Raw genomic sequence first — 21,938 nt, forward strand, 5'->3', positions numbered from 1 at the left:
CGGCGCACAGCCAACCGGCGCACGGACGGGGTGGATCTGTGAGCAGGTACGACAGGTACGACAGGTACGACGCCACCGACGAACAGTGGGAGGGTCTCGCCCAGGTCGTACCCCTGAGGGGACGCAACGAGTGGCCGTCCCGGGTGGACCACAGGGCAGTCCAGGACCGTCAGGAGACGGTCGAGCAGCGGCGGCTGGTCGTGCTGAGGGTTCAGGTGTTCGCCGACGCGCGCGAGGTGGCGGAGTACCTGGTGGCGCAGATCCCGGTCCTGCTGGATCTGACCGGCGCAGAGAGCGATGTGGCCAAGCGGATCCTGGACTTCAGCAGCGGCGTGGTCTTCGGGCTCGGCAGCGGGATGCACCGGGTGGACCGTAACGTCTTCCTGCTCGCGCCGGTCGGTATGGAGGTCGAGGGGGTCACTGCGGCGGGCGTACCTCAATCGTAGGAAGGTCGTGCGGACAAAACGGTTCGCCGCTCGGGGGCGTGCGTACGGTCCGCTCATGACTGTGATCTCCACGATTCCCACGGGGAGGACGGCCCCTTCGCCGTCCGGAGCGCCCCGTCCGGCCCGCCCCTTCGTCGGCGAGCTCCGGCTCGACGCCTTCGCCTCGCACAGGCGCACCGTGATCCCCCTGGGTCCGCTCACGCTGATCACCGGCACCAGCGGCAGCGGGAAGTCGACCGCCCTGCGGGGGTACGAGGCGCTGGCGCGGCTGGCGGCGGGTGATCCGCTGGAGGAGGTCTTCCCCGACCCGGTGGCCTGGGTGCCGGAAGGAGCGGCTGCCGACGCGCAGGGGCGGCGCGGATTCAGGCTCGGCTGCACGGTGGAGGGCCCCGTCGGGCCGGTCAGGCTGGACCTCGCCGTGCAGGCCGAGCCGGCGCTCCGCATCGTCGGCGAGCGCCTGACGGACTGCGGCGAGACCCTCCTGAGCACGGCCCTGCTCGATCCGCGGCGCTCCGCCGTGCAGGCCGCCTGGCACACCGCGGGGGCGGTGGCGGTGACACGCGCGCCCTTCCCCGACGACCGGCTGGGCACCGCCCTTCTGCCGTTGCGCGTCGCGGGTACCACGGACGGTCAGCTGAGGGTGCTGGCCGCTGCCGAACAGGTGGTCGTGGCGCTGCGGTCCGCCTTCGCGTGCGACCCGCAGCCACGGCGGATGCGCACGGCGGTTCCGGTCGGGGAAGGGCGGCTGACGTCGTCCTGCGACAACCTCGCCGATGTCCTCCACCGGACCCGCAGCCAGTGCGCCCAGCGTCATGCCCGGCTCGTCGCCGGCGCGGACGCGGGGTGTGCGGGGCGGGTGACGGGCCTGACCGCCGAGCGTCTGGAGGACGGGACCGTAGTGGCCGTGGCCGAGCGGGGAGAGGGGGAGAGCACGCCGTTCGCCCGCCTCGGGGACGGGGAGCTGCGGTATCTCGCCTTCGCCCTGGTGCTGCTGACCGGCCCCCATGTCCTGGTCGTGGAACCGGCCGCCGAGGTCCCCTCGGCCATGCAGGGGCTCACCGTGCTGGCCGACGGGCTCGACCGCAGCCTGGACGCGCGCCAGGCGGCGGCACTGCTGGCGCTGGCGGCTTCGATCTGCGCGGACGGCCACATGCGCCTGCTGGGGACCGTCGGGGAGTCAGCCGCCGCGGCCGCCCGCGGAACGGCAGGTGTGACGGTGGTAGACCTGGGCCCGTGACAGAACTGGATGTGAAGCAACTGCAGCGGCGGCTCGCCGACTTCGCGGCCACCCGGGCCTGGGAGCCGTACCACACCCCGAAGAACCTCTGTGCGGCGCTGAGCGTCGAGGCGTCCGAACTCCTGGAGATCTTCCAGTGGTTGACGCCGGAGCAGTCGGCGAGAGTGATGGAGGACCCCGGCACGGCGTTCCGTGTCGAGGACGAGGTGGCGGATGTCCTGGCGTATCTGCTGCAGTTCTGCGAGGTCCTGGGTGTCGACCCGCTGGCCGCGCTCGCGGCGAAGATCGATCGGAACGAGGCGCGCTTCCCGGCCGCCGACAGCGACGGGCCTGTCGACCGTCACTCTTCGGAGTGATCGACTTATGCACAACCGGACTCCTGTCCACAGATTTCCGATTTCCTCTGGCTTTCATGTGCCGCACACCTCACTGTGGGTAATGAAGAGGTGAGCGGGTTTCGTATGGGTGGTCCGGGTGACGGGGGAAATTGCATGGAAGCGGAGCGGTTGATCGAGGCGGGCCGGAGCGCACTCGCGGACAGCCGGGAGGTGCCGGCCCTCATGGCGGAAGCGTGGCAGGCGCAGGCACTCGCCCGTGCGGTGGGCGGGCAGTTGGCGCGCTGCGGTCCGGCGGAGTTACGCACGGAGGCGCGCGGGCTGAGCGAGATCTGCGCCCTGGGCAGCGCGGTGCTGGACCATCCGATGGTTCCGGCCGGCGGTGTGCGGGCCTCGCAGCTCACCGAAGTGTCCGACGTGCCACGGGCACTGGCCGCACTCGCGCAGCTTCTGGGCGAGGCGGGCATCGCACTGGTGGGCGTCGCCTGCGGCACGGAGGAGGAAGCGCTCTACTGGCAGTGCATCGAGGCGATAGATGCCGTGGACGAGTCGGTGGACCGGATCCACGGGATGGTGCGGCGGCTCGCGGAGATGGAGCGTGAGCAGGAGGGGGACCAGGAGCGCGACGGTCCGTACGGGGTGATCCGGGGACCGGCGGGTTTCGCCGCCGGTCAGCCGTGAGTCCGGCGGGAGGCGTGGGGGAGGGGCCGGAGGCCCGGCGCGGGGCGAGGGCAGGGGAGGCACGGCGGTTTCGAAGGTGCAGGATGGATGCATGGATCTTCGAATCTTCACCGAGCCCCAGCAAGGGGCGAGCTACGACACCCTGCTCAGCGTCGCCAAGGCCACCGAGGACCTCGGCTTCGATGCCTTCTACCGGTCCGACCACTATCTGCGCATGGGTTCCGGGGACGGGCTGCCCGGGCCGACCGACGCGTGGATCACTCTGGCCGGTCTGGCCCGGGAGACCAAGAGGATCCGCCTCGGCACGCTGATGACGGCAGGCACGTTCCGTCTGCCCGGCGTGCTCGCCATCCAGGTGGCGCAGGTCGACCAGATGTCCGGAGGCCGGGTCGAACTCGGTCTGGGAGCCGGCTGGTTCGAGGAGGAGCACAAGGCGTACGGCATTCCGTTCCCCAAGGAGAAGTTCGGCAGGCTGGAGGAGCAGCTGGCGATCGTCACGGGCCTGTGGGAGACGGAGACGGGCAAGACCTTCAGCTACGACGGGACGTATTACCAGCTCACCGACTCGCCCGCGCTGCCCAAGCCCGCGCAGGCCAAGGTGCCGGTGCTGATCGGAGGCCACGGAGCGGTCCGTACCCCGCGGCTGGCCGCGCGGTACGCGGACGAGTTCAACATTCCTTTCGCGTCGATCGAGGACAGCGAGAAGCAGTTCGGCCGTGTCAGGGACGCCGCCGTGGCGGCCGGCCGGGCCGCCGACGACCTGGTGTACTCCAACGCCCTGGTGGTCTGCGTCGGGAAGAACGACGCGGAGGTGGCGCGCCGCGCGTCCGCCATCGGACGCGAGGTCGAGGAGATCAAGGCCAACGGGCTCGCGGGCTCCCCCGACGAGGTCGTAGAGAAGATCGGCCGGTACGCGGCCATCGGCTCGTCCCGGATCTACCTCCAGGTGCTGGACCTGCACGACCTGGAGCACCTGGAGCTCATCTCGTCGCGGGTGCAGTCGCAGCTGAGCTGACGGGCGTGGCCCCCCGAGCCTCTCCGGACCGGGGCGCCCGCGCGGTGCGCTCTCCCGGGCCCGGGGTGACTCCGGACGGGATTGCCGACCTGACCTCGTCCGGTCCGGGCCGGGGGCTCCTGGTCCGGACCGGTTGGGGCGCCACCCAGCCCGGGAAGTGCGCCTCCCGGTCCGGGCAGGCTCCCGCACCGGGTCCTCCCGGACCGGGTCGGGAGCCGCTCCTCGGGGGAAGGCGCCACACCGGCAGTCAGGCAGCAGGACGCCCACATCAGGAAGCCGAAGCGCAAGGAGCAGTTGTGTACCCCGCCCGGACCCAGGACGTACCGCCCGGCCGTACGCTCGGCGACGCACTCGCCGAGGGGACCGTGCTGCTGGACGGCGGTCTCTCCAACCAGTTGGAGGCGCAGGGCTGCGATCTGTCGGACGCCCTGTGGTCGGCCCGCCTCCTGGCCGACGCTCCCCAGCAGATCGAGGCCGCACATGCGGCGTATGCGCGGGCGGGAGCGCAGGTGCTCACCACCGCCAGCTATCAGGCGACGTTCCAGGGGTTCGGGCGGCGCGGGATCGGGCGGGCGAAGGCCGCGGAGCTGATGGCCGGGAGCGTGGTGTCGGCGCGCCGGGCGGGTGCGGCGACCGGGCGGGAGTCCTGGGTGGCCGCCTCCGTCGGTCCGTACGGAGCGATGCTCGCGGACGGCAGCGAGTACCGCGGCCGGTACGGGCTGACGGTCCGGGAGCTGGAGCGCTTCCACCGTCCCCGGGTGGAGGTGCTGGCCTCGGCGGGCCCTGACGTACTGGCCCTGGAGACGGTGCCGGACATGGACGAGGCGGAAGCCCTGCTGCGGGTGGTCGAGGAGTTCCGGATCCCCGTCTGGCTCTCGTACAGCGTGGCCGGCGGTCTGACCCGGGCAGGGCAGCCCTTGGAAGAGGCCTTCGGGCTCGTCGCGGGCCTCGACCAGGTGATCGCCGTCGGGGTCAACTGCTGCGATCCCGTCGACGCGGACCGCGCGGTGGAGGTGGCGAGCGCCGCGACCGCCAAGGCGGTCGTCGTCTACCCGAACAGCGGTGAGAAGTGGGACGCGGAGGGCCGCACCTGGACCGGCGACCGCACGTTCGAGCCGTCCAGGGTGCGGGACTGGCAGCGGGCGGGCGCCCGGCTGGTCGGCGGATGCTGCCGGGTCGGGCCGGCGGAGATCGCTGCTCTCGCCGGTCAGCAGGCGCCGCCCGGCCGGTGAGAGGGTCGTCCGGGCCGAGCACGCCGCGCCTGGCGCCCTCGACGGAGCGCGCCGCGCCGAGCGTCCCTCCGGGCCCCTGGCGCGGGCGCCCTCGACGGGCGCCCCCGGCACGGGCTACTCGCGGCGGGGGCCGGCGGTGAGGGGTGAGCGGTGGGGTACGGGGCGCGCCCCCCGGCCGCCGCGCGCGGGGCGTGTCCGCTCCCTGTCCCGCTAATTTGCTACCGCTGTGGGTGCACCGGCGCCCATAATCGGACGGGTGTTCCTGACTATCAGCACGACCGGCACCCCTGAGCGTCCCGCCACCGACCTGGGCTTTCTGCTGCACAAGCATCCCGACAAGGCGCAGACGTTCTCCACCTCGCACGGAACCGCGCATGTCTTCTATCCCGAGGCATCCGCGGAGCGCTGCACGGCCGCCCTCCTGCTGGAGGTGGATCCGGTGGCGCTGGTCCGGCGCGGCAAGGGCAAGGGCCGGGGCGGGGCCCCCGACGCGGCGCTCGCGCAGTACGTCAACGACCGGCCGTACGCGGCGTCGTCCCTGCTCTCGGTCGCGATGACCACGGTGTTCAAGTCCGCCCTGAACGGCGCCTGCCGCGCGATGCCCGAACGAGCCGAGGCGCCCCTGCCGCTGCGGATCGAGGTACCGGCGCTTCCCGCGCGCGGCGGTGCGGAGCTGGTGGGCAAGCTCTTCGCGCCACTCGGCTGGACCACGGTGGACGCCGTGGCCGTGCCGCTGGACGAGCGGTTCCCCGAATGGGGCGACTCGCGCTACGTACGGCTGGTGCTGGAGGGGGAGCTGAGGCTCGCGGACGCGCTGCGCCAGCTGTATGTGCTGCTGCCCGTCCTCGATGACGCCAAGCACTACTGGGTCGCGCCCGACGAGGTGGACAAGCTGCTGCGGGCCGGCGAGGGCTGGCTGGCAGGCCATCCCGAACAGAAGCTGATCACCAGCCGTTATCTCTCCCGCCGCTGGGGGCTGACCCGGCAGGCGATGGAGCGGCTGGAGCTGGTGCGGCTCGCCGAGACCGACGACCTGGAGGTGGAGAGCGTGGACAACGCCGTCGACGAGACCACCGACACGCAGGAAAGGCCGGTACCGCTGGCCGAGCGGCGCCGCGCGGCGATCCTGGAGGCCCTCCGTGCCGCCGGAGCGAACCGGGTGCTCGACCTGGGCTGCGGGCAGGGCCAGTTGGTGCAGGCGCTGCTCAAGGACGTGAGCTTCACGGAGATCGTCGGCGTCGACGTGTCGATGCGCGCCCTCACCGTCGCCGCCCGCCGGCTGAAGCTGGACCGCATGGGGGAGAGGCAGGCCGGGCGGGTCACCCTCCGCCAGGGCGCTCTCACCTACACCGACAAGCAGCTGAAGGGGTACGACGCGGCCGTGCTCAGCGAGGTGATCGAGCACCTCGACCTGCCGCGGCTCCCCGCGCTGGAGTATGCGGTGTTCGGTTCCGCGCGACCGCGCACCGTGCTCGTGACCACGCCCAACGTCGAGTACAACGTCCGCTGGGAGACGCTTCCCGCCGGGCACGTACGGCACGGCGACCACCGCTTCGAGTGGACCAGGGCCGAGTTCCGGGACTGGGCGGAGCAGGTCGCCGGGCGCCACGGGTACGCCGTGGAGTTCGTGCCGGTGGGACCGGAGGACCCCGAGGTGGGGCCTCCCACACAGATGGCCGTGTTCACGATGACCACGGCTCAGGAGACGACGAAGGAGGCGAAGGCCGCATGACCGGTACCCCTCGCACGCTGCCGGTGACCGACCTTTCGCTCGTCGTGCTCATCGGAGCCAGCGGATCGGGCAAGTCCACCTTCGCCCGCAAGCACTTCAAGCCGACCGAGGTAATCTCCTCGGACTTCTGCCGCGGCCTGGTCGCCGACGACGAGAACGACCAGAGCGCCAGCAAGGACGCCTTCGACGTGCTCCACCACATCGCGGGCAAGCGCCTCGCGGCGGGCCGTCTCACCGTCATCGACGCCACCAACGTGCAGTCCGAGAGCCGCAAGCAGCTCGTCCAGCTGGCGCGGCAGTACGACGTGCTGCCGATCGCCGTCGTGCTGGACATGCCGGAGGAGCTCTGCCAGGCCCGCAACGCCGCTCGCCCCGACCGAGCGGGCATGCCCCGCCATGTCGTCCAGCGCCACCGCCGTGAGCTGCGACGCTCCCTGCGCGGCCTGGAGCGCGAGGGCTTCCGCAAGGTCCACGTCCTGCGCACCGAGGAGGAGGCGGACACCGCCGAGGTCGTCCTGGAGCGCCGCTACAACGACCTGCGTCACCTCACCGGCCCCTTCGACATCATCGGTGACATCCACGGATGCAGCTCCGAACTCGACACGCTGCTCCACAAGCTGGGGTACAAGGACGGGGCGCACCCCGAGGGCCGTACCGCCGTGTTCGTCGGCGACCTCGTCGACCGGGGCCCCGACAGCCCCGGCGTGCTGCGCCGCGTCATGTCCATGGTGGCGGAGGGCAACGCCCTGTGCGTCCCCGGCAACCACGAGAACAAGCTCGGCCGTTACCTCAAGGGCCGCAAGGTCCAGCACACCCACGGTCTCGCCGAGACCATCGAGCAGCTGGAGCGGGAGGACGCCGAGCACCCCGAATTCCGCAGAGAGGTCGCGGAGTTCATCGACGGGCTCGTCAGCCACTACGTCCTGGACGAGGGCAGACTGGTCGTCTGTCACGCCGGGCTGCCCGAGAAGTACCACGGACGCACCTCCGGCCGGGTCCGCTCGCACGCGCTGTACGGGGACACGACCGGTGAGACCGACGAGTTCGGCCTGCCCGTGCGCTACCCGTGGGCCGAGGACTACCGGGGCCGCGCAGCCGTGGTCTACGGGCACACGCCGGTGCCCACCACCTCCTGGGTCAACAACACCCTCTGCCTGGACACCGGTGCGGTCTTCGGCGGGAAGATGACCGCGCTGCGGTGGCCGGAGCGCGAGATCGTCGACGTGCCCGCCGAGCGCGTCTGGTACGAGCCCACGAAGCCGCTCGTCACCGAGGCTCCCGGAGGCCGTGAGGGCCGGCCGCTCGACCTCGCCGACGTGCAGGGCCGCCGTGTCGTGGAGACCCGGCAGATGGGCCGGATCGCGGTGCGCGAGGAGAACGCCGCGGCGGCGCTCGAGGTCATGAGCCGGTTCGCCGTCGACCCGAGGCTCCTGGCCTACCTCCCGCCGACCATGGCGCCGACCGCCACCTCCCACGAGGACGGCTTCCTCGAGCACCCGGCCGAGGCCTTCGCGCAGTACCGCGCGGACGGCGTCGACAGGGTCGTCTGCGAGGAGAAGCACATGGGATCCCGCGCCGTGGCGCTGGTGTGCCGCGACGCCACGACCGCCCGCGAACGCTTCGGCACCGACGGTCCCACCGGCGCCCTGCACACCCGGACGGGCCGGCCGTTCCTGGACGACGAGGCACTCACCGAGGTCGTCCTCGGCAGGCTCCGCACGGCGCTCACCGCCGCCGGGCTCTGGGAGGAGTGGGACACCGACTGGGTGCTGCTGGACGCCGAGCTGATGCCCTGGTCCCTCAAGGCGGCCGGACTTCTGCGCTCCCAGTACGCCTCGGTGGGAGCCGCGGCCGGTGCCGTCCTGCCGGCGGCCGGGGAAGCGCTGTCCGCGGCGGCCGCCCGCGGCGTCGACGTCGGCGACCTTGCCGGCCGTCAGGCGGAGCGAGCCGAGGACGCCGCCGCCTTCACCGACGCCTACCGGCGCTACTGCTGGAGCACCGAGGGCCTCGACGGCGTCCGGCTCGCACCGTTCCAGATCCTCGCGGTGCAGGGCCGATCGCTCGCCTCCGTACCGCACGACGAGCAGCTGGCCTGGCTGGACCGGCTCGTCGAGCACGACCCCACGGGTCTGCTCCAGGTCACCCGGCGCCTCGTCGTCGACACGGGTGACGAGGACTCCGTGCGCTCCGGTGTCGACTGGTGGCTGGAGATGACGGGCCGGGGCGGCGAGGGCATGGTCGTCAAGCCGCTCGGCGCCCTCGTGCGGGACGCGAAGGGCAGGCTGGTCCAGCCGGGCATCAAGGTGCGAGGGAGGGAGTACCTGCGGATCATCTACGGTCCCGAGTACACGAGGCCCGAGAACCTCGAACGCCTGCGCTCGCGGTTCCTCGGCCACAAGCGCTCGCTGGCCCTGCGGGAGTACGCCCTCGGACTGGAGGCGCTCGACCGGCTGGCCGAGGGGGAGCCGCTGTGGCGGATCCACGAGGCGGTCTTCGCGGTCCTCGCACTGGAGTCGGAGCCCGTCGACCCCCGGCTGTGAACCCCTGCCCGGAATCGGCTGGCGGTTCGCGGGGTGAAGGGTGCTCCGCGCGGTGAGGATGAAGGCATGGGATTCCATGTCGATTCCGAGGCCGGGCGGCTGCGCCGCGTCATCCTGCACCGCCCCGATCTGGAGCTGAAGCGGCTCACCCCCAGCAACAAGGACGCGCTGCTGTTCGACGACGTGCTGTGGGTGCGCCGCGCCAGGGAGGAGCACGACGGCTTCGCCGACGTGCTGCGCGACCGGGGTGTCGAGGTCCACCTCTTCGGTGATCTGCTCCGTGAGGCCCTCGGCATCCCCGTCGCGCGGCGGCTCGTCCTCGACCGGGTCTTCGCGGAGAAGGAGTACGGCCCGCTCGCCACCGAGCATCTGCGCGCGGCCTTCGAGGAGCTGCCCGCGGCGGAGCTGGCCGAGGCCCTGGTCGGCGGGATGACGAAGCGGGAGTTCCTGGAACGGCACCCCGAACCGACCTCCGTCCGCTTCCACGTCATGGACCTGGACGACTTCCTGCTCAGCCCGCTGCCCAACCACCTCTTCACCCGCGACACCTCGGCCTGGATCTACGACGGCGTGTCCATCAACGCGATGCGCTGGCCCGCACGGCAGCGCGAGACCGTGCACTTCGAGGCGATCTACCGTCACCACCCGCTGTTCACCGGCCCCGAGGCGGGGGTCTTCCACCACTGGTCCGAGGGCCAGGACGACTACCCGTCGACCATCGAGGGCGGGGACGTCCTGGTCATCGGCCGGGGTGCCGTACTGATCGGGATGAGCGAGCGCACCACCCCGCAGGCCGTGGAAATGCTGGCCAGAGGTCTCTTCGACGCCGGGTCCGCGCGGACGATCGTGGCGCTCGACATGCCCAAGAGCCGGGCGTTCATGCACCTCGACACGGTCATGACGATGATCGACGGAGACACCTTCACGAAGTACGCGGGGCTCGGAATGCTCCGCTCCTACACCATCGAACCCGGCAGCGGGCCCCGTGAGCTCAAGGTCACCGACCATCCGCCCGAGCACATGCACCGGGCCGTCGCCGCCGCACTCGGCCTCGACTCGATCCGGGTGCTCACCGCCACCCAGGACGTGCACGCCGCCGAGCGTGAGCAGTGGGACGACGGCTGCAACGTGCTGGCGGTGGAGCCGGGGGTCGTCATCGCCTACGAGCGCAATGCCACCACGAACACCTATCTGCGCAAGGAGGGCATCGAGGTCATCGAGATCCGGGGCAGCGAGCTGGGCCGTGGCCGGGGAGGCCCGCGCTGCATGAGCTGCCCGGTGGTGCGCGACCCCGTGTGAGCGCTCGCGGGGACCAGGGCCCCGTGAGCGCGAGGGGTGACCGGGGCCACCGTGTGCGCTCGCGGTGACCGGGGCCACCGGGTGCGCTCGTGGTGACCGGGGGCGGCCCCAGTACGGCTGAGGGGCGATGAGGAGCGGCGCACGTCTCTGTATAGCAATACAGGACGTCGTATAGACTTCCAGAACAGTTTTCACGTACGCCTCAGCCCGCCCCAGGAGCAGTCACCATGGCCATAGACCTCACAGGCCGCCATTTCCTCAAGGAGCTGGACTTCACGGCCGAGGAGTTCCGCGGCCTGATCGCCCTGTCCGCCGAACTCAAGGCGGCGAAGAAGGCCGGTGAGGAGGTGCAGCGGCTGCGCGGCAGGAACATCGCGCTGATCTTCGAGAAGACCTCGACACGGACCCGCTGCGCCTTCGAGGTGGCCGCCGCCGATCAGGGCGCCTCCACGACGTATCTCGACCCTTCCGGCTCCCAGATGGGGCACAAGGAGTCCGTGAAGGACACGGCCCGGGTCCTGGGCCGGATGTTCGACGGCATCGAGTACCGCGGTGACAGTCAGCAGGCCGTCGAGGAGCTGGCCGCGCACGCGGGGGTGCCCGTCTTCAACGGGCTCACCGACGACTGGCACCCCACCCAGATGCTCGCCGACATCCTCACGATGACCGAGCACAGCGAGAAGCCCCTGGAGCGGATCGCGTTCGCCTACCTCGGCGACGCCCGCTTCAACATGGGCAACAGCTACCTGATCACCGGGGCCCTGCTCGGCATGGACGTGCGGATCGTCGCTCCCGCCGCGTACTGGCCGGGGCAGGAGGTCGTGGACCGGGCCCGCGTGCTCGCCGAGTCCAGTGGCGCGCGCATCACCCTCACCGAGGACATCACGGAGGGCGTCCTGGGTGCCGATTTCGTCCTCACCGACGTCTGGGTCTCGATGGGTGAGCCCAAGGAGGTCTGGGACGAGCGCATCACCTCGCTCGCGCCCTACTCCGTGACCATGGACGTCCTGCGCGCCACGGGCAACGCGGGAGTGAAGTTCATGCACTGCCTCCCGGCGTACCACGATCTCGGCACGAAGGTGGCCCGGGAGATCCACGAGCGGCACGGGCTCTCGGAGCTCGAGGTCACCGACGAGGTCTTCGAATCCGCCCACTCGGTCGTCTTCGACGAGGCCGAGAACCGGATGCACACGATCAAGGCCGTCCTCGTCGCGACGCTGGCGGGTGGCACGAAGACCGTATGAACATGCACCCGATTGGGTGAACATGCGTGCAAGTGGCTACCATGGTGGCACTTGGTGGGGTTCGGGCTCGCACGTCCGGACCCCTTTTCGTGCGCCGGGTCACGAGCCCACGCGCATGTCCGAGCCCCCCACAGGCTCATTCCCGCACCCCCGAGAAGAGACCGTCCCCCCCCATGAGTTCCACACCCTCTGCCCCGCGACGCCCGGTGATCCCGTCCCGCGGACCCGGGGCACGCATCAAGAGCCCCGAACTGCTGCTCGCGGAGTCCGGAGCCGACCTGGAGGGCCACGGCCTGCGGCGCAGCATGGGGCTGTTCCAGCTCGTGTGCTTCGGGGTCGGCGCGATCGTCGGCACCGGGATCTTCGTCGGCCTCTCCGACAGCGTCGCCGAGGCCGGCCCCGCGGTCGTGATCTCCTTCGTCCTCGCCGCGATCACCTGCATCTTCACCGCCTTCTCGTTCGCCGAGCTCGGCGGTGCCATCCCGGTGTCCGGCAGCTCCTACTCCTTCGCCTACGCCACCCTCGGGGAGCGCGTCGCCTTCCTCGTGGGCTGGTGCCTGCTGCTGGAGTACGGCGTCTCGGTCTCCGCGGTCGCGGTCGGCTGGAGCCAGTACGTCAACGAGCTGCTCGGCAGCCTCACCGGCTGGACCCTGCCGGCCGCGGTCTCCTCGGGGCCCGGCGACGGCGGCGTGATCAATCTGCCGGCGATCGTCGTGGTCATGATGGCCGCCACGCTGCTGGTGCGGGGCGTCAGGGAGAGCGCGACCGCCACGGCGGCGATGGCGGTGCTGAAGATCGGCATCCTCGTCGCGTTCTGCGCGATCGCCTTCAGCGCGTTCCAGGACGGCAACCTCTCGCCCTTCGCGTCGCACGGCATGGCCGGCGTCACCGCGGGCGCGTCGGTGGCCTTCTTCTCGTACATCGGCTTCGACGCCATCACCACCGCGGGTGAAGAGGTCAAGAACCCCCGCCGGAACATCCCGATCGCCATCATGATCTGCATCGGCCTCGTCACCCTGCTGTACTGCGCGGTCGCCCTCGGTGCCATCGGCGCGCTGGGCGCGGACGCCGTCTCCGACCAGCCCGCCGCGCTCTCGCTGGTCGTCGACCAGGTCACCGACTCGAGCGTCGGCGGCGGGATCATCGCCTTCGGCGCGGTCGTCGCCATCGCTTCCGTGGTGCTCGCGGTGATGTACGGGCAGACCCGGATCCTGATGTCCATGTCCCGCGACGGCCTGATCCCCCGGGTCTTCGAGAGGGTCTCGCCGAAGACTCACACCCCGGTCGCCAACACCTGGATCGTGGCGGTCGTCTTCGCCGTCCCGGCCGCGTTCTCGTCCCTCGACGTCGTCGTGAACCTGACGACCATCGGCACGCTCGCCATCATGGCCGTGGTCAACATCGCGGTGATCGCGCTGCGCCGCCGCAACCCGGAGCTCAGGCGCTCCTTCAGGGTGCCGCTCTACCCGCTGAGCCCGATCCTGGGCGTCGGCTTCTGCCTGTACCTGATGTACGGAACGGGCTGGACGACCTGGGTGCAGTTCGCCGTGTTCCTGGCGGTGGGCGCCCTCGTGTACGCGGGATACGGCCGCAGCCGCTCCCGGCTGGTCAGCTCGGCGGAGCCCCGTGACCCGGCGGCGCCGGGGCCGACGGCAGGGTGAACCAGACCGCCTTGCCGTGCTCCGTCGGGCGGTGACCGCAGGCCGAGCTGAGGGCGCGTATCAGGAGCAGTCCGCGGCCGTGCTCCTGCCACGGGTCCGGCGTGCTGCCGGGCAGGAGGCGGGACAGGTCCCCGGGGGGACCGGGGTCGTGGTCGTGGACCTCCACCTGGCACCCGGACGCCATCAGCTCGACCACCAGCTCGATGGGGCCCGAGCCGTCGGTGTGCTCCACGGCGTTGGCGACGAGTTCCGCCGTCAGCAGCTCGGCGGTGTCGCTGTCCGCGGGCGCGTCGAGCTCCGCCAGGGCCGTGCGCACCAGGGCGCGGGCGATCGGCACCGCGGCCGTGGAGTGCGGCAGGGCGATGCGCCAGGAGGCGGGCGGGGGCGCGGGGACGTCTGACGGCAAGGCGGGAGTATCCGTTCGGGGAGCGAGGCATCCGGCACATCCGCCGTTCCGGGGGTGCTGCGTCCGGACCGCGGGATCCGCTACCGGAGGGTACGGCGTTCTGTACCGGGATTTCCTGCCCTCAACCATACGAAGTGCCCCGCCGCAGACATAGGGGCAGCCGACCGTCGCAAAAGGGACCTTCGCCACATCGGTCCCCGTCCGCTGTCGCGCACCCGTGACGCAGGTCACGCAAAGGCGCCCGCTTCGGGCTCACGCCACGGCCCGAGGTCCTGGTTCACACCGAGCCGAGCGTCAGGCACTCGTGGCAGCGGCACGGCGTGGGATGGGGCGCGGTCCAGTGGGTGGCGCGGTGCTCGGCGGCCAGCACGCCGAGCCGCGCGGCGAGTTCCTCCGCGTCCCCGCGGGCCGTCCAGCAGCCGCCCACGTCCGCCTCCTCGCACAACCGCAGCACGGTGGGGCTGTACACCGGAACGGCCCTGAAGTTGTGCAGATTGCGCGTCGACATGTCGATCCTGATGTACGTGCCGGTGTGCCGCCCCCGCCCGATCGTGGTCAGCTGCTCGTGACCCGCCCCGGGGTAGGTCTCGATCACGTACACCTTCGAGCCGCCCCGGTACGACTTGGTCCCGGGCCGGAGCTCCTGGCCGCCCTCGCCGTAGCGCCGCCATCGCACCACGTTCGCGGCGATCAGCCATCTCCCCTCCGCCGGTGTCCCCCCGGCCCCGGTGCTCATGAAGGCTCCGCCGTGATCAGCACCCGGTCGCCCAGGGGCTCGTAACCGATGCGCCGGTACACACCGTTGCTCGTCGGGTTCGCCAGATCGGTGAAGAGCAGCACCTCGCGGGCGCCCTCCTCCCTCGCCATCTGGCTGACCCGGGCCGTCACCGCCGCCCCGTACCCCCGGCCCCGGTGCTCGGGCGGGGTGTAGACGCTCGTCACGCGCACCGTGCCCGCGACCGCGCGCGACACGCCCGCCAGCGAGACCGGCACTCCGCCGGCCTCCCAGAGAGTCAGTCCGCGGTGTGCCGTCCTGTCGTCCACGATCCGTTCCGTGTGGTCGCCCGACTGGCCGGTCTCCGCACCGAAGGCGCGGAGCCAGTCGATCAGGAGCGCCCGGTCGGCGGTGGTGGCGGTCCTGGGTTCCCCCGCCGGCGCGGGGGAGGGCGGCACGAGCGTGCCGAGCCGGTAGAGCCGCTGCTCCCCGTCGACGCGGTGCCGGGGCCAGCCGGAAGCCAGGGCCGCCGCGGCCCCCCGCTCCGCGTTGATGCCGGGCAGCGGCAGCGCGCCGGGCAGCGCTTCGACGGCCTCCGGGGCGGTCGTGCCCAGGATCGGCACGAAGGGCGGCGTGCGCACCAGCGTCCCGGCCACCTCGCCGTCCGACCCGCGCCACCAGCCGAGCACCGGCATCTCCGCGCCGTAGGCGTGCGGGCCGCTGTCCCGCAGGGTGGCGGTGACGGTCAGTACCAGCGTGTTCTCGGCGGGCCGGGCGGCGAGCGACGCCCCGGCGGCGTCCAGGAAGACGGCGACGTCCTGTGTGAAGGTCCAGGTCATGTCTCATCCTGTCCGCTCACCCCGCCCCGGGTCATCCCGATTTCCGGGGCGCGCCGGCGGCCCTCCGCCGCGAACAGGGCCCCGCCCCCACGCGGCACGGCGTACGCGGGGACGACCGGTCGCGCCGTTCGCCGGGTCACCCGGTCCCGCAGCTCCAGTTCCTGTCGTCCAGGGCAGTCCCTGTCGGCTGGAGGACCGGCGCGCGCGACGGTGTCGGTGTGCGCGCCCGGGGTACCTGACGGCGCCAAGAAGCGCCGCCCATTGTCGGCCTCGGAGCGTATCGTTCGAGTGACGGTAGTCAACGATCCGCGATACGTCGTGACAAGAGAGGCGCCGGTATGACGGCATACTCCCTCGATTCCGCGGCCGTGGTGGTGGCCCCCGGTGGAGCCGCCCCGGTGCGACGAGTTGTACGCGCTCGCCCGTGACGGGCTGGGCCAACTGCTGGAACAGCTCTGCGTGGAGGTCCGCGCTCTCCGGATCCACGAGGGCGCCACCGGGGCACAGCGCACCGTCATCGCCGAGGAGCTGTACGCGACCCAGGAGACACCCGCATGAACCCCCTCACCCGGATCAACCCCGCCGAACTCGCCCCGCCCACCGGCTTCTCGCACGCCGTCACGGCCACCGGCGGGCGACTGGTCTTCCTGGCGGGACAGACCGCGCTGGACGGCGACGGGAAGCTCGTCGGAGCCAGCCTCCCCGAGCAGTTCGAGGCGGCACTGGCCAATCTCTTCACCGCCCTGCGCGCGGCCAGCGGCGCCCCCTCCGCGCTGGCCCGGGTCACCGTCTACGCCACCGATGTCGCCGCCTACCGCGCCCACACGACCGAACTGGGCGACATCTGGCGGCGGATGGCGGGGCGTGAGTATCCCGCCATGGCCGTCATCGGGGTGGCCGAGCTCTGGGACGAGCAGGCCATGGTCGAGATCGACGGCATCGCCGTCCTGGACTGAGCCGGCATGCGGGAGGGGCGGGACGGTCCGGCCACCCCGCCCCGCTCCGCCGCGCGGATCAGTACGGCTCGACCAGCACGTGGGCGGCGCCGGGCATGCCGACCTTCAGCAGCGCGTCCTCCGCGGGCGTCGTCGGGCTGCCCGTCTCCTCCTTGAGGATGGCGCGCGAGAGGTTCTGCACGAACATCGCGCGGGCACGGCGGCGCTCCTCCCAGGCGGCCAGCGCCGAGGGCACGTCCTCGTACGCGTCCAGCGAGTGGACCAGCACCAGCGCGTCCTCCACGGCCATCGCGGCGCCCTGCGCCAGGTTGGGGGTGCTCGCGTGCGCGGCGTCACCCGCGATGACCACCCGGCCGACGTGCCAGGGCCCCTCCACCGTGACCTGCGAGATGCGGGAGTACACGACGCCGTCCGGCGACGCGACCTCACTCAGGGCCTGGGCGACGGGTCCGCCGAACGCGGCGAGGCGCTCCCTCAGCTGTTCGTGCGCCCGCGCCGGATCCGGCCGGAAGTCCGCCTCCTCGGCCGTCACCGCGGCCAGATACATCAGCTCGTCCGTGATCGGCGTGAGCAGCGCCTTGGTGGACGTCCTGCCCGTGCTCACCACCACACCCTGGACCTCGGGCAGACGGGGCACGGTGACCCGCCAGTTGGCGAAGCCGGTGTACTCCGGGGCGTAGCGGTCGCCGTAGAGCCTGCTCCGCAGGGGCGAGCCGATGCCGTCGAAGCCGACGACCAGGTCCCAGCGGCCACGGGAGCCGTCGGACAGGGTCACCTCGACCCCGGCGCCGTCGTCGGTCAGCTCGCTGATCGTCGTCCCGAAGCGGATCGGGACCCCGGCGGCCGTGGTCGCGTCGCCCAGCACCCTGGCCAGCTCCGGGCGCGGGATGCCGTTGCTGGCGGGGGCGTCGCCCATCCGGGGCTGCGGGATCTTGGCGAGCGTGGCGCCGGCCGGGTCGCAGATGGTCAGCACCTCCCACTCGAAGCCGGCCGCCACACAGGCGTCGAGCACACCGATCTCGCCCATGACATGCAGGGCGTTGGACGGCTGGATGATGCCGACGCCGAGCGCGTCCAGCTCGTCACGGAGCTCGACGACCTCGACGGTGTGCCCGCTCCGGGCGAGTGCGACGGCGAGCGTGAGCCCGCCGATGCCTCCGCCGTGTACCAGTACACGCAAGGGTGTTGCCATATCGGTTTCTCTCCAGGCGCAGGAAGGGAAAGGGAGGGCGGTCAGCCGACGGCCGCGGGCAGGCTCATCAGATGGTCGACGAGCGCGAGGAGAACATCGCGGCCGAAGGCGCGCTGCCGTACGTCACCGATCAGCAGCGGCACATGCGGGTCCAGATCCAGGGCGGTCCGGATCTCGTCCGTCGTACGGGTGTTGTGCCCGTGGAAGCAGTTGATCGCCACCACGAAGGGGATGTCCCGGCTCTCGAAGAAGTCGATGGAGGCGAAACTCGTCTCCAGACGCCGGGTGTCGGCGATCACCACTCCGCCGAGCGCCCCGTTGACCAGGTCGTTCCACATGAACCAGAAACGCTCCTGGCCGGGTGTGCCGAAGAGGTAGACCACCAGCTCCGGACTGACCGTGATACGGCCGAAGTCCAGCGCCACCGTGGTGGTGCTCTTCTCGCCGACGCCGGCGAGGCTGTCGACACCGATGCTCGCCTGGGTGAGGTATTCCTCGGTGCGCAGGGGGGCGACCTCACTGACGGCGCCCACGAGCGTGGTCTTTCCGACACCGAAGCCACCGGCTATGAGGATCTTCACGGCGGCAGGCGCCGTCTGACTGTTTGTCATCTCGGTTCAGAGTCTCCGGAGTCCGTCACGTACGGCGGCCAGCAGTCCCATGTCGGCCCCGCCGGACGCCCGCGCCACCGCGAGGGGGGCGCGCGCCAGCAGCAGGCCCTGGCCGACCAGGTCGGCCAGCAGGATCTTGGTCACCGAGACCGGCAGATCGAGGCCGGCGGCGACCTCGGCGACCGCGGCCGGCCTGCGGCACCGGTCCAGGATCATGCGGTGCTCCGGCTGGAGCCGGCCCACGCGCAGGGGCGTACCGTGCTCGTCCACCGCTTCGTCGGCGGTGGTGAGCACGGTGATGAGACTGAAGTCGTCCCGTTCGGGAGCGGTCCGGCCACGGGTGATCGTGTACGGGCGCACCATCGTGCCCGCACCGTCCTCCTCCGCCTCCTCCTCGTCCCAGTAGGGCCTCACGCCCGCTGCCCGTCCCCGGTACCGAAGGCGTCGAAGTCCCCGCGCGCCGGGGCGGTGAGCTTCTGGCCGACCTGCTGGACGAGGTTGTGCATCGCCAGCGACATCACCTCGGCGTCGACCTCCTGCGAGGCGACGACGGCGAGGTGGGTGCCCTGGCCGGCCGCGATGATGAAGAGCCAGAGATCGGCCAGTTCGACGATCACCTGGTGCACCGAACCGCCGTTGAACAGCTGGCCGACCCCACGGGCGAGGCTCTGCTGGCCGGTGCATATCGCGGCGAGCCTTTCGGCGTCGGCGCGTTCGATGGTGCGTGAATGGCTCACCACCAGTCCGTCGTCGGACAGGAGCACGGCGTTCAGTGTCTCGGCGACCGAGTCCACGAGACCGTCGAGCAGCCAGTCCAGATCCTGGAGGGTGGCCGTTGTACGTGTCATGACCGTTCTTCTCTCGTAGGGGAGGGTGCGGCGGCGGGGCCCGGCGGCTCCTCCGCCGCACGTGCCGCGCGCGAGCGCCGCTGGAATGCCCCGATCGCCGCACCGGCCCGCCGGGGGACGGGGCGCAGCAGCGGGTTCTCGTCCCAGCTCGGGGGCTTGGGCGGAGCGGTCCGGGAGGCTGGGTCCACCCGGAGCTCGTCCACCAGGCTGGCCTGGCGTACGCGTCGGGGGAGCGGTGGCTCCCCGCCCGCCGGCAGGGGATCCGGCTGCCGGCCCGGGACCAGGGGCGCGGTCTCCGGCCCCGTCGCGGGCGTCCCGCCGTAGGCGTGAGCGGCGGGTTCCGCCGCGGCCGGGTAGGGCTGCGGGTAGGACGGCTCGGGCACCGGGTACGGCTCGTCGGAGGCGTCCGCGTACGCGTGCCCCGGTACGGGGTACTGGCCGGCGGCCGTCATGTACGGCTGCTCCCGGCCGGTGAACGTGTCGTCCGCCTGCGGCTGCCGGGTCCCGGGGTAAGGGTCTTCGGCGTACGGCTGCTCCTGCGCCGGGTAGGCGGAGCCGTCCGTGGGGTAGGGCTGTCCGGCACCGGCCGTGGGATACGGCCGGTCAGCTTCGGCGTAGGGCTGCTCCCGCACCGGGTAGGCGGTGTCCACCGCGTAGGGCTGCTCCGCCTCCGTGTACGGGGTCTCGCCCGGGGTGTAGGGCGGCTCGGTCTCCGCGTACGGTGTCCCGTCCTGCCTGTAGGGCTGAGCCTCCGGCGGGAAGGGCTGTCCGGGCACCGGGAACGGGTCGGCGGAACCGTCCTCGTACGGCTGCTCGGTGGCTGGTTGCACCTGTTCCACGGGCCGGGTCCTCGCGGCGTGGTCGGACAGGGCTGTCACCCCGGCCATCGCCCTTCCCTGCACGCGGGTCGGCAGCGCGCCCGGAGCGGCAGGAGCCGCGGAGGCCTGTTCCGCCGTGTGCGGGACGGCCGACGGCACGCCGGTAGGGCGGCTTCCCGGCTCGGGCACGGTCAGGGAGTCGGGGACCAGGACGACCACCCGGGTCCCGCCGAAGGCGGAGGGACGGAACTCGACCCGCAGACCGTACTGGTCGGCGAGGCGCGAGATGACGTACAGGCCGAGCCGGATGTCCTCGGAGTGGGCCAGGACGTCCATGCGCGGCGGACGGATCATCAGTTCGTTGGCCTCGGCGAGCTGTTCCTCGTCCATGCCGAGGCCGCGGTCCTCGACCTCGATGGCCAGACCCCGGCTCACCTTCGCCGCCCGGACCTCGACCGGGCTCGGCGGACGGGAGAAGCTCAGCGCGTTCTCGATCAGCTCGGCCAGGACGTGGGAGACCGGGCCGACGGCCCGCTCGGCCAGCCAGGGGGCGCCGTCGAGGTCCAGCACGACACGGCGGTAGTCCTGCACCTCGCCCTGCGCGGACCGCATGACGTCCAGCAGCGGCACGGGCTTGCGCCAGCGCCGGTGCGGCGCGCCCCCGGCGAGGATCACCAGGTTCTCCTCGTACCGGCGCAGGCGCGCCGTGAGGTGGTCCAGGTCGAAGAGCCCGTCGAGCACCTCGGGGTCCTCGTGCTTGCGCTCCAGCTCGTCCAGCTTCTTGAGCTGCTGGCCGATCAGCTGCTGGGTACGGCGCGCGATGCGCTGGAGCAGCCGTTCGAACCCGCGGTGCTGGTCGGCCTGTCTGACGGCGGCCTGGAGTGCGCTGGTGCGGGCCTGGTTGAGCGCGCCGCCGAGCCGGGTGAGTTCGTCCCCGCCCTCGCCCGGGGTGTCGATCGCGCGGGCCTCGGCCTCGACGTCGATCTTCTCGCCCTGGGCCAGCCGCTCGACGACGTCCGGCAGCGCCTTCTCCAGCTCCTCGGCCCGCTCCTGGAGTCCGGAGATGCGCCGGCGCAGGTTACGGGTGAGGCGCCAGGTGGTCCAGACGACGGCGACGACGGCGAGGAGACCGATCACCGAGGTGACGATCATCTTCACGAGCAGGGACATGACGGTGTCCTTGCCGGTGACCATGACCGCTGCGGTGCGCTTCTCCAGCAGGTCGACGAGTTGCGGGGTGACCCCGTCCATGGCCGTGCGCCAGGTCTCCTCGTCGGCCTCCAGCGTGACGAAGCCGGATCTGTCGGCCTTCGCCGGGCGCAGGACCTGCTCCTCGACCTCGGTCTTGGCGGCCCAGGCGGAGCTTTCGGTCAGCTTCTGCCACTGCTCCCGCTCCTTCTCGGGGAGGTAGGGAACGACCTTGGTCCCGGCCTGGAAGGCCTGACCGGAGACCGCGTCCCGCACCTCCCGCAGGTCCTCGGTGCTCAGCTTGCCCGTGGGCCAGCCGCGCGCCAGGATCGCGTCCGAGCGGGAGATCATCTCCTTGGCCCAGAAGAGGTCCACAAGGGGCTGACCCAGCGTGGTCACCTCGCCGTTGTCCACGTGGCTCAGCGCCGAGAACAGCTTGAGGTCCACGGCGATCAGGTCCGTGTAGTAGCCGTAGACCGCGGCCTGCTGGTCCTTGTCGCCCTCGTCGACCAGGGTGCGCTGGGCCGGCAGCTGGTTGATGGCCTCCCTCGCCTTGCCGACCGCGTCCCGCACCTCCTGGGGCGCGTCGTCCGCGGTCACGTCCGAGAGCGACTGGAAGGTCTTGATCGCCTCATCGGTGAGCGCGCGCTGCTGCTTCAGCGCCGTGGTGGAGTCACCGGGCCGGGCCAGCGCCTGCGCGCTGAGCCGGCGCTCCTCCTGCAGGTTGTAGTACACGATGTTGGACGGTTGGCCCGCTTGTTCGGCCAAGAGTCCCTGGGCTGCCTGGCGTTGGAAGTCCAGGAGTGTCTGGCCACTGGTGACGGCCCACAGGGCGGCCAGTGCTACTCCGGGGACGACGGCCAGTACGAGAAGGGCTGTCCGCAACGACATGGGTGCCGAGTCGGTCCGCCGTGACGCGCGCGTGCGCAGGGGAGGCTCCTTG

20 protein-coding genes and 1 pseudogene are annotated in these 21,938 nt (G+C 71.7%); 13 read left to right on the plus strand and 8 right to left on the minus strand.

Annotated features, from left to right (window positions below; translation table 11 throughout):
- Positions 1–38 precede the first annotated feature (38 nt).
- The 11 genes from ABZY45_RS25385 to ABZY45_RS25435 all read left to right on the plus strand — a co-directional run bounded on the left by ABZY45_RS25385 (position 39) and on the right by ABZY45_RS25435 (position 13,422).
- The gene (locus tag ABZY45_RS25385; RefSeq protein WP_356743281.1) at positions 39–446 is read left to right on the plus strand and encodes a cell division protein SepF; all 408 of its coding nucleotides are present in this window, start codon (positions 39–41) and stop codon (positions 444–446) included.
- A 7-nt stretch (positions 447–453) separates the two neighbouring features.
- Entirely contained in the window at positions 454–1,683 is a 1,230-nt protein-coding gene (locus tag ABZY45_RS25390; RefSeq protein ID WP_356743283.1) for an ATP-binding protein, read from the plus strand.
- Complete coding sequence (locus ABZY45_RS25395; RefSeq protein ID WP_356743285.1) at positions 1,680–2,039, plus strand: nucleotide pyrophosphohydrolase; 360 nt, start codon at positions 1,680–1,682, stop codon at positions 2,037–2,039. Before ABZY45_RS25390 ends, ABZY45_RS25395 begins: the two co-directional genes overlap by 4 nt.
- A 135-nt stretch (positions 2,040–2,174) precedes the next feature.
- On the plus strand, positions 2,175–2,699 hold the full coding sequence (locus ABZY45_RS25400) for a DUF6099 family protein (protein ID WP_356743287.1): 525 nt from the start codon (positions 2,175–2,177) through the stop codon (positions 2,697–2,699).
- A 91-nt stretch (positions 2,700–2,790) separates the two neighbouring features.
- Positions 2,791–3,714: an LLM class F420-dependent oxidoreductase gene (locus tag ABZY45_RS25405; RefSeq protein ID WP_356743289.1), complete on the plus strand. Its 924-nt coding sequence runs from the start codon at positions 2,791–2,793 to the stop codon at positions 3,712–3,714.
- 296 nt (positions 3,715–4,010) lie between these two features.
- Complete coding sequence (mmuM, locus tag ABZY45_RS25410; RefSeq protein WP_356743291.1) at positions 4,011–4,946, plus strand: homocysteine S-methyltransferase; 936 nt, start codon at positions 4,011–4,013, stop codon at positions 4,944–4,946.
- A 256-nt stretch (positions 4,947–5,202) separates the two neighbouring features.
- Entirely contained in the window at positions 5,203–6,678 is a 1,476-nt protein-coding gene (locus ABZY45_RS25415; RefSeq protein WP_356743293.1) for a 3' terminal RNA ribose 2'-O-methyltransferase Hen1, read from the plus strand.
- The gene (locus ABZY45_RS25420) at positions 6,675–9,218 is read left to right on the plus strand and encodes a polynucleotide kinase-phosphatase (protein WP_356743295.1); all 2,544 of its coding nucleotides are present in this window, start codon (positions 6,675–6,677) and stop codon (positions 9,216–9,218) included. Before ABZY45_RS25415 ends, ABZY45_RS25420 begins: the two co-directional genes overlap by 4 nt.
- Positions 9,219–9,284: 66 nt before the next feature.
- On the plus strand, positions 9,285–10,517 hold the full coding sequence (locus tag ABZY45_RS25425) for an arginine deiminase (protein ID WP_356743297.1): 1,233 nt from the start codon (positions 9,285–9,287) through the stop codon (positions 10,515–10,517).
- A gap of 227 nt (positions 10,518–10,744) precedes the next feature.
- A complete protein-coding gene (gene argF / locus ABZY45_RS25430) occupies positions 10,745–11,761 on the plus strand; it encodes an ornithine carbamoyltransferase (RefSeq protein WP_356743299.1) in 1,017 nt (338 codons plus the stop codon).
- 173 nt (positions 11,762–11,934) lie between these two features.
- Positions 11,935–13,422 carry an amino acid permease gene (locus ABZY45_RS25435; protein ID WP_356743301.1) on the plus strand — a complete coding sequence of 496 codons (1,488 nt, stop codon included), beginning with the start codon at positions 11,935–11,937 and terminating at the stop codon, positions 13,420–13,422.
- On the opposite strand, the gene ABZY45_RS25440 is transcribed toward ABZY45_RS25435, so the two are convergent.
- From ABZY45_RS25440 to ABZY45_RS25450, 3 genes are all read right to left on the minus strand, one after another.
- Positions 13,370–13,828 (minus strand): ATP-binding protein, encoded by a 459-nt coding sequence (locus tag ABZY45_RS25440; RefSeq protein WP_356743303.1) that lies wholly within the window; start codon positions 13,826–13,828, stop codon positions 13,370–13,372. The genes ABZY45_RS25435 and ABZY45_RS25440 overlap by 53 nt on opposite strands.
- A 277-nt stretch (positions 13,829–14,105) precedes the next feature.
- Positions 14,106–14,564: a hypothetical protein gene (locus ABZY45_RS25445; protein WP_356743305.1), complete on the minus strand. Its 459-nt coding sequence runs from the start codon at positions 14,562–14,564 to the stop codon at positions 14,106–14,108.
- The gene (locus ABZY45_RS25450) at positions 14,561–15,382 is read right to left on the minus strand and encodes a GNAT family N-acetyltransferase (protein WP_356743307.1); all 822 of its coding nucleotides are present in this window, start codon (positions 15,380–15,382) and stop codon (positions 14,561–14,563) included. The genes ABZY45_RS25445 and ABZY45_RS25450 overlap by 4 nt, the downstream gene beginning before the upstream one ends.
- 435 nt (positions 15,383–15,817) lie before the next feature.
- Between ABZY45_RS25450 and ABZY45_RS25455 the strand changes: the two are divergent.
- Positions 15,818–15,940, plus strand: a pseudogene (locus ABZY45_RS25455) (acyl-CoA dehydrogenase); the annotation flags it as partial.
- Positions 15,937–16,338, plus strand: coding sequence for a RidA family protein (locus ABZY45_RS25460; protein ID WP_356743309.1), 402 nt, complete (start codon positions 15,937–15,939; stop codon positions 16,336–16,338). The pseudogene ABZY45_RS25455 and the gene ABZY45_RS25460, both read left to right, overlap by 4 nt.
- A 58-nt stretch (positions 16,339–16,396) precedes the next feature.
- Here the strand turns inward: ABZY45_RS25460 and ABZY45_RS25465 are convergent, their stop codons facing one another.
- Genes ABZY45_RS25465 through ABZY45_RS25485 form a run of 5 tightly spaced genes read right to left on the minus strand, consistent with a single transcriptional unit; the run spans position 16,397 to position 21,886 of the window.
- A complete protein-coding gene (locus ABZY45_RS25465) occupies positions 16,397–17,530 on the minus strand; it encodes an FAD-dependent monooxygenase (protein WP_356743310.1) in 1,134 nt (377 codons plus the stop codon).
- Between the two features lie 41 nt (positions 17,531–17,571).
- Positions 17,572–18,141 carry an ATP/GTP-binding protein gene (locus ABZY45_RS25470; protein WP_356743311.1) on the minus strand — a complete coding sequence of 190 codons (570 nt, stop codon included), beginning with the start codon at positions 18,139–18,141 and terminating at the stop codon, positions 17,572–17,574.
- A gap of 6 nt (positions 18,142–18,147) precedes the next feature.
- Positions 18,148–18,504: a DUF742 domain-containing protein gene (locus ABZY45_RS25475; protein ID WP_356743391.1), complete on the minus strand. Its 357-nt coding sequence runs from the start codon at positions 18,502–18,504 to the stop codon at positions 18,148–18,150.
- A gap of 47 nt (positions 18,505–18,551) precedes the next feature.
- The gene (locus tag ABZY45_RS25480) at positions 18,552–18,989 is read right to left on the minus strand and encodes a roadblock/LC7 domain-containing protein (protein WP_356743313.1); all 438 of its coding nucleotides are present in this window, start codon (positions 18,987–18,989) and stop codon (positions 18,552–18,554) included.
- Positions 18,986–21,886, minus strand: a complete 2,901-nt coding sequence (locus tag ABZY45_RS25485) for a nitrate- and nitrite sensing domain-containing protein (protein WP_356743314.1) — start codon at positions 21,884–21,886, stop codon at positions 18,986–18,988. The genes ABZY45_RS25480 and ABZY45_RS25485 overlap by 4 nt, the downstream gene beginning before the upstream one ends.
- Between the last annotated feature and the right edge of the window lie 52 nt (positions 21,887–21,938).

The sequence above is a fragment of the Streptomyces sp. NPDC006516 genome, assembly GCF_040611875.1.
Taxonomy (GTDB): domain Bacteria; phylum Actinomycetota; class Actinomycetes; order Streptomycetales; family Streptomycetaceae; genus Streptomyces.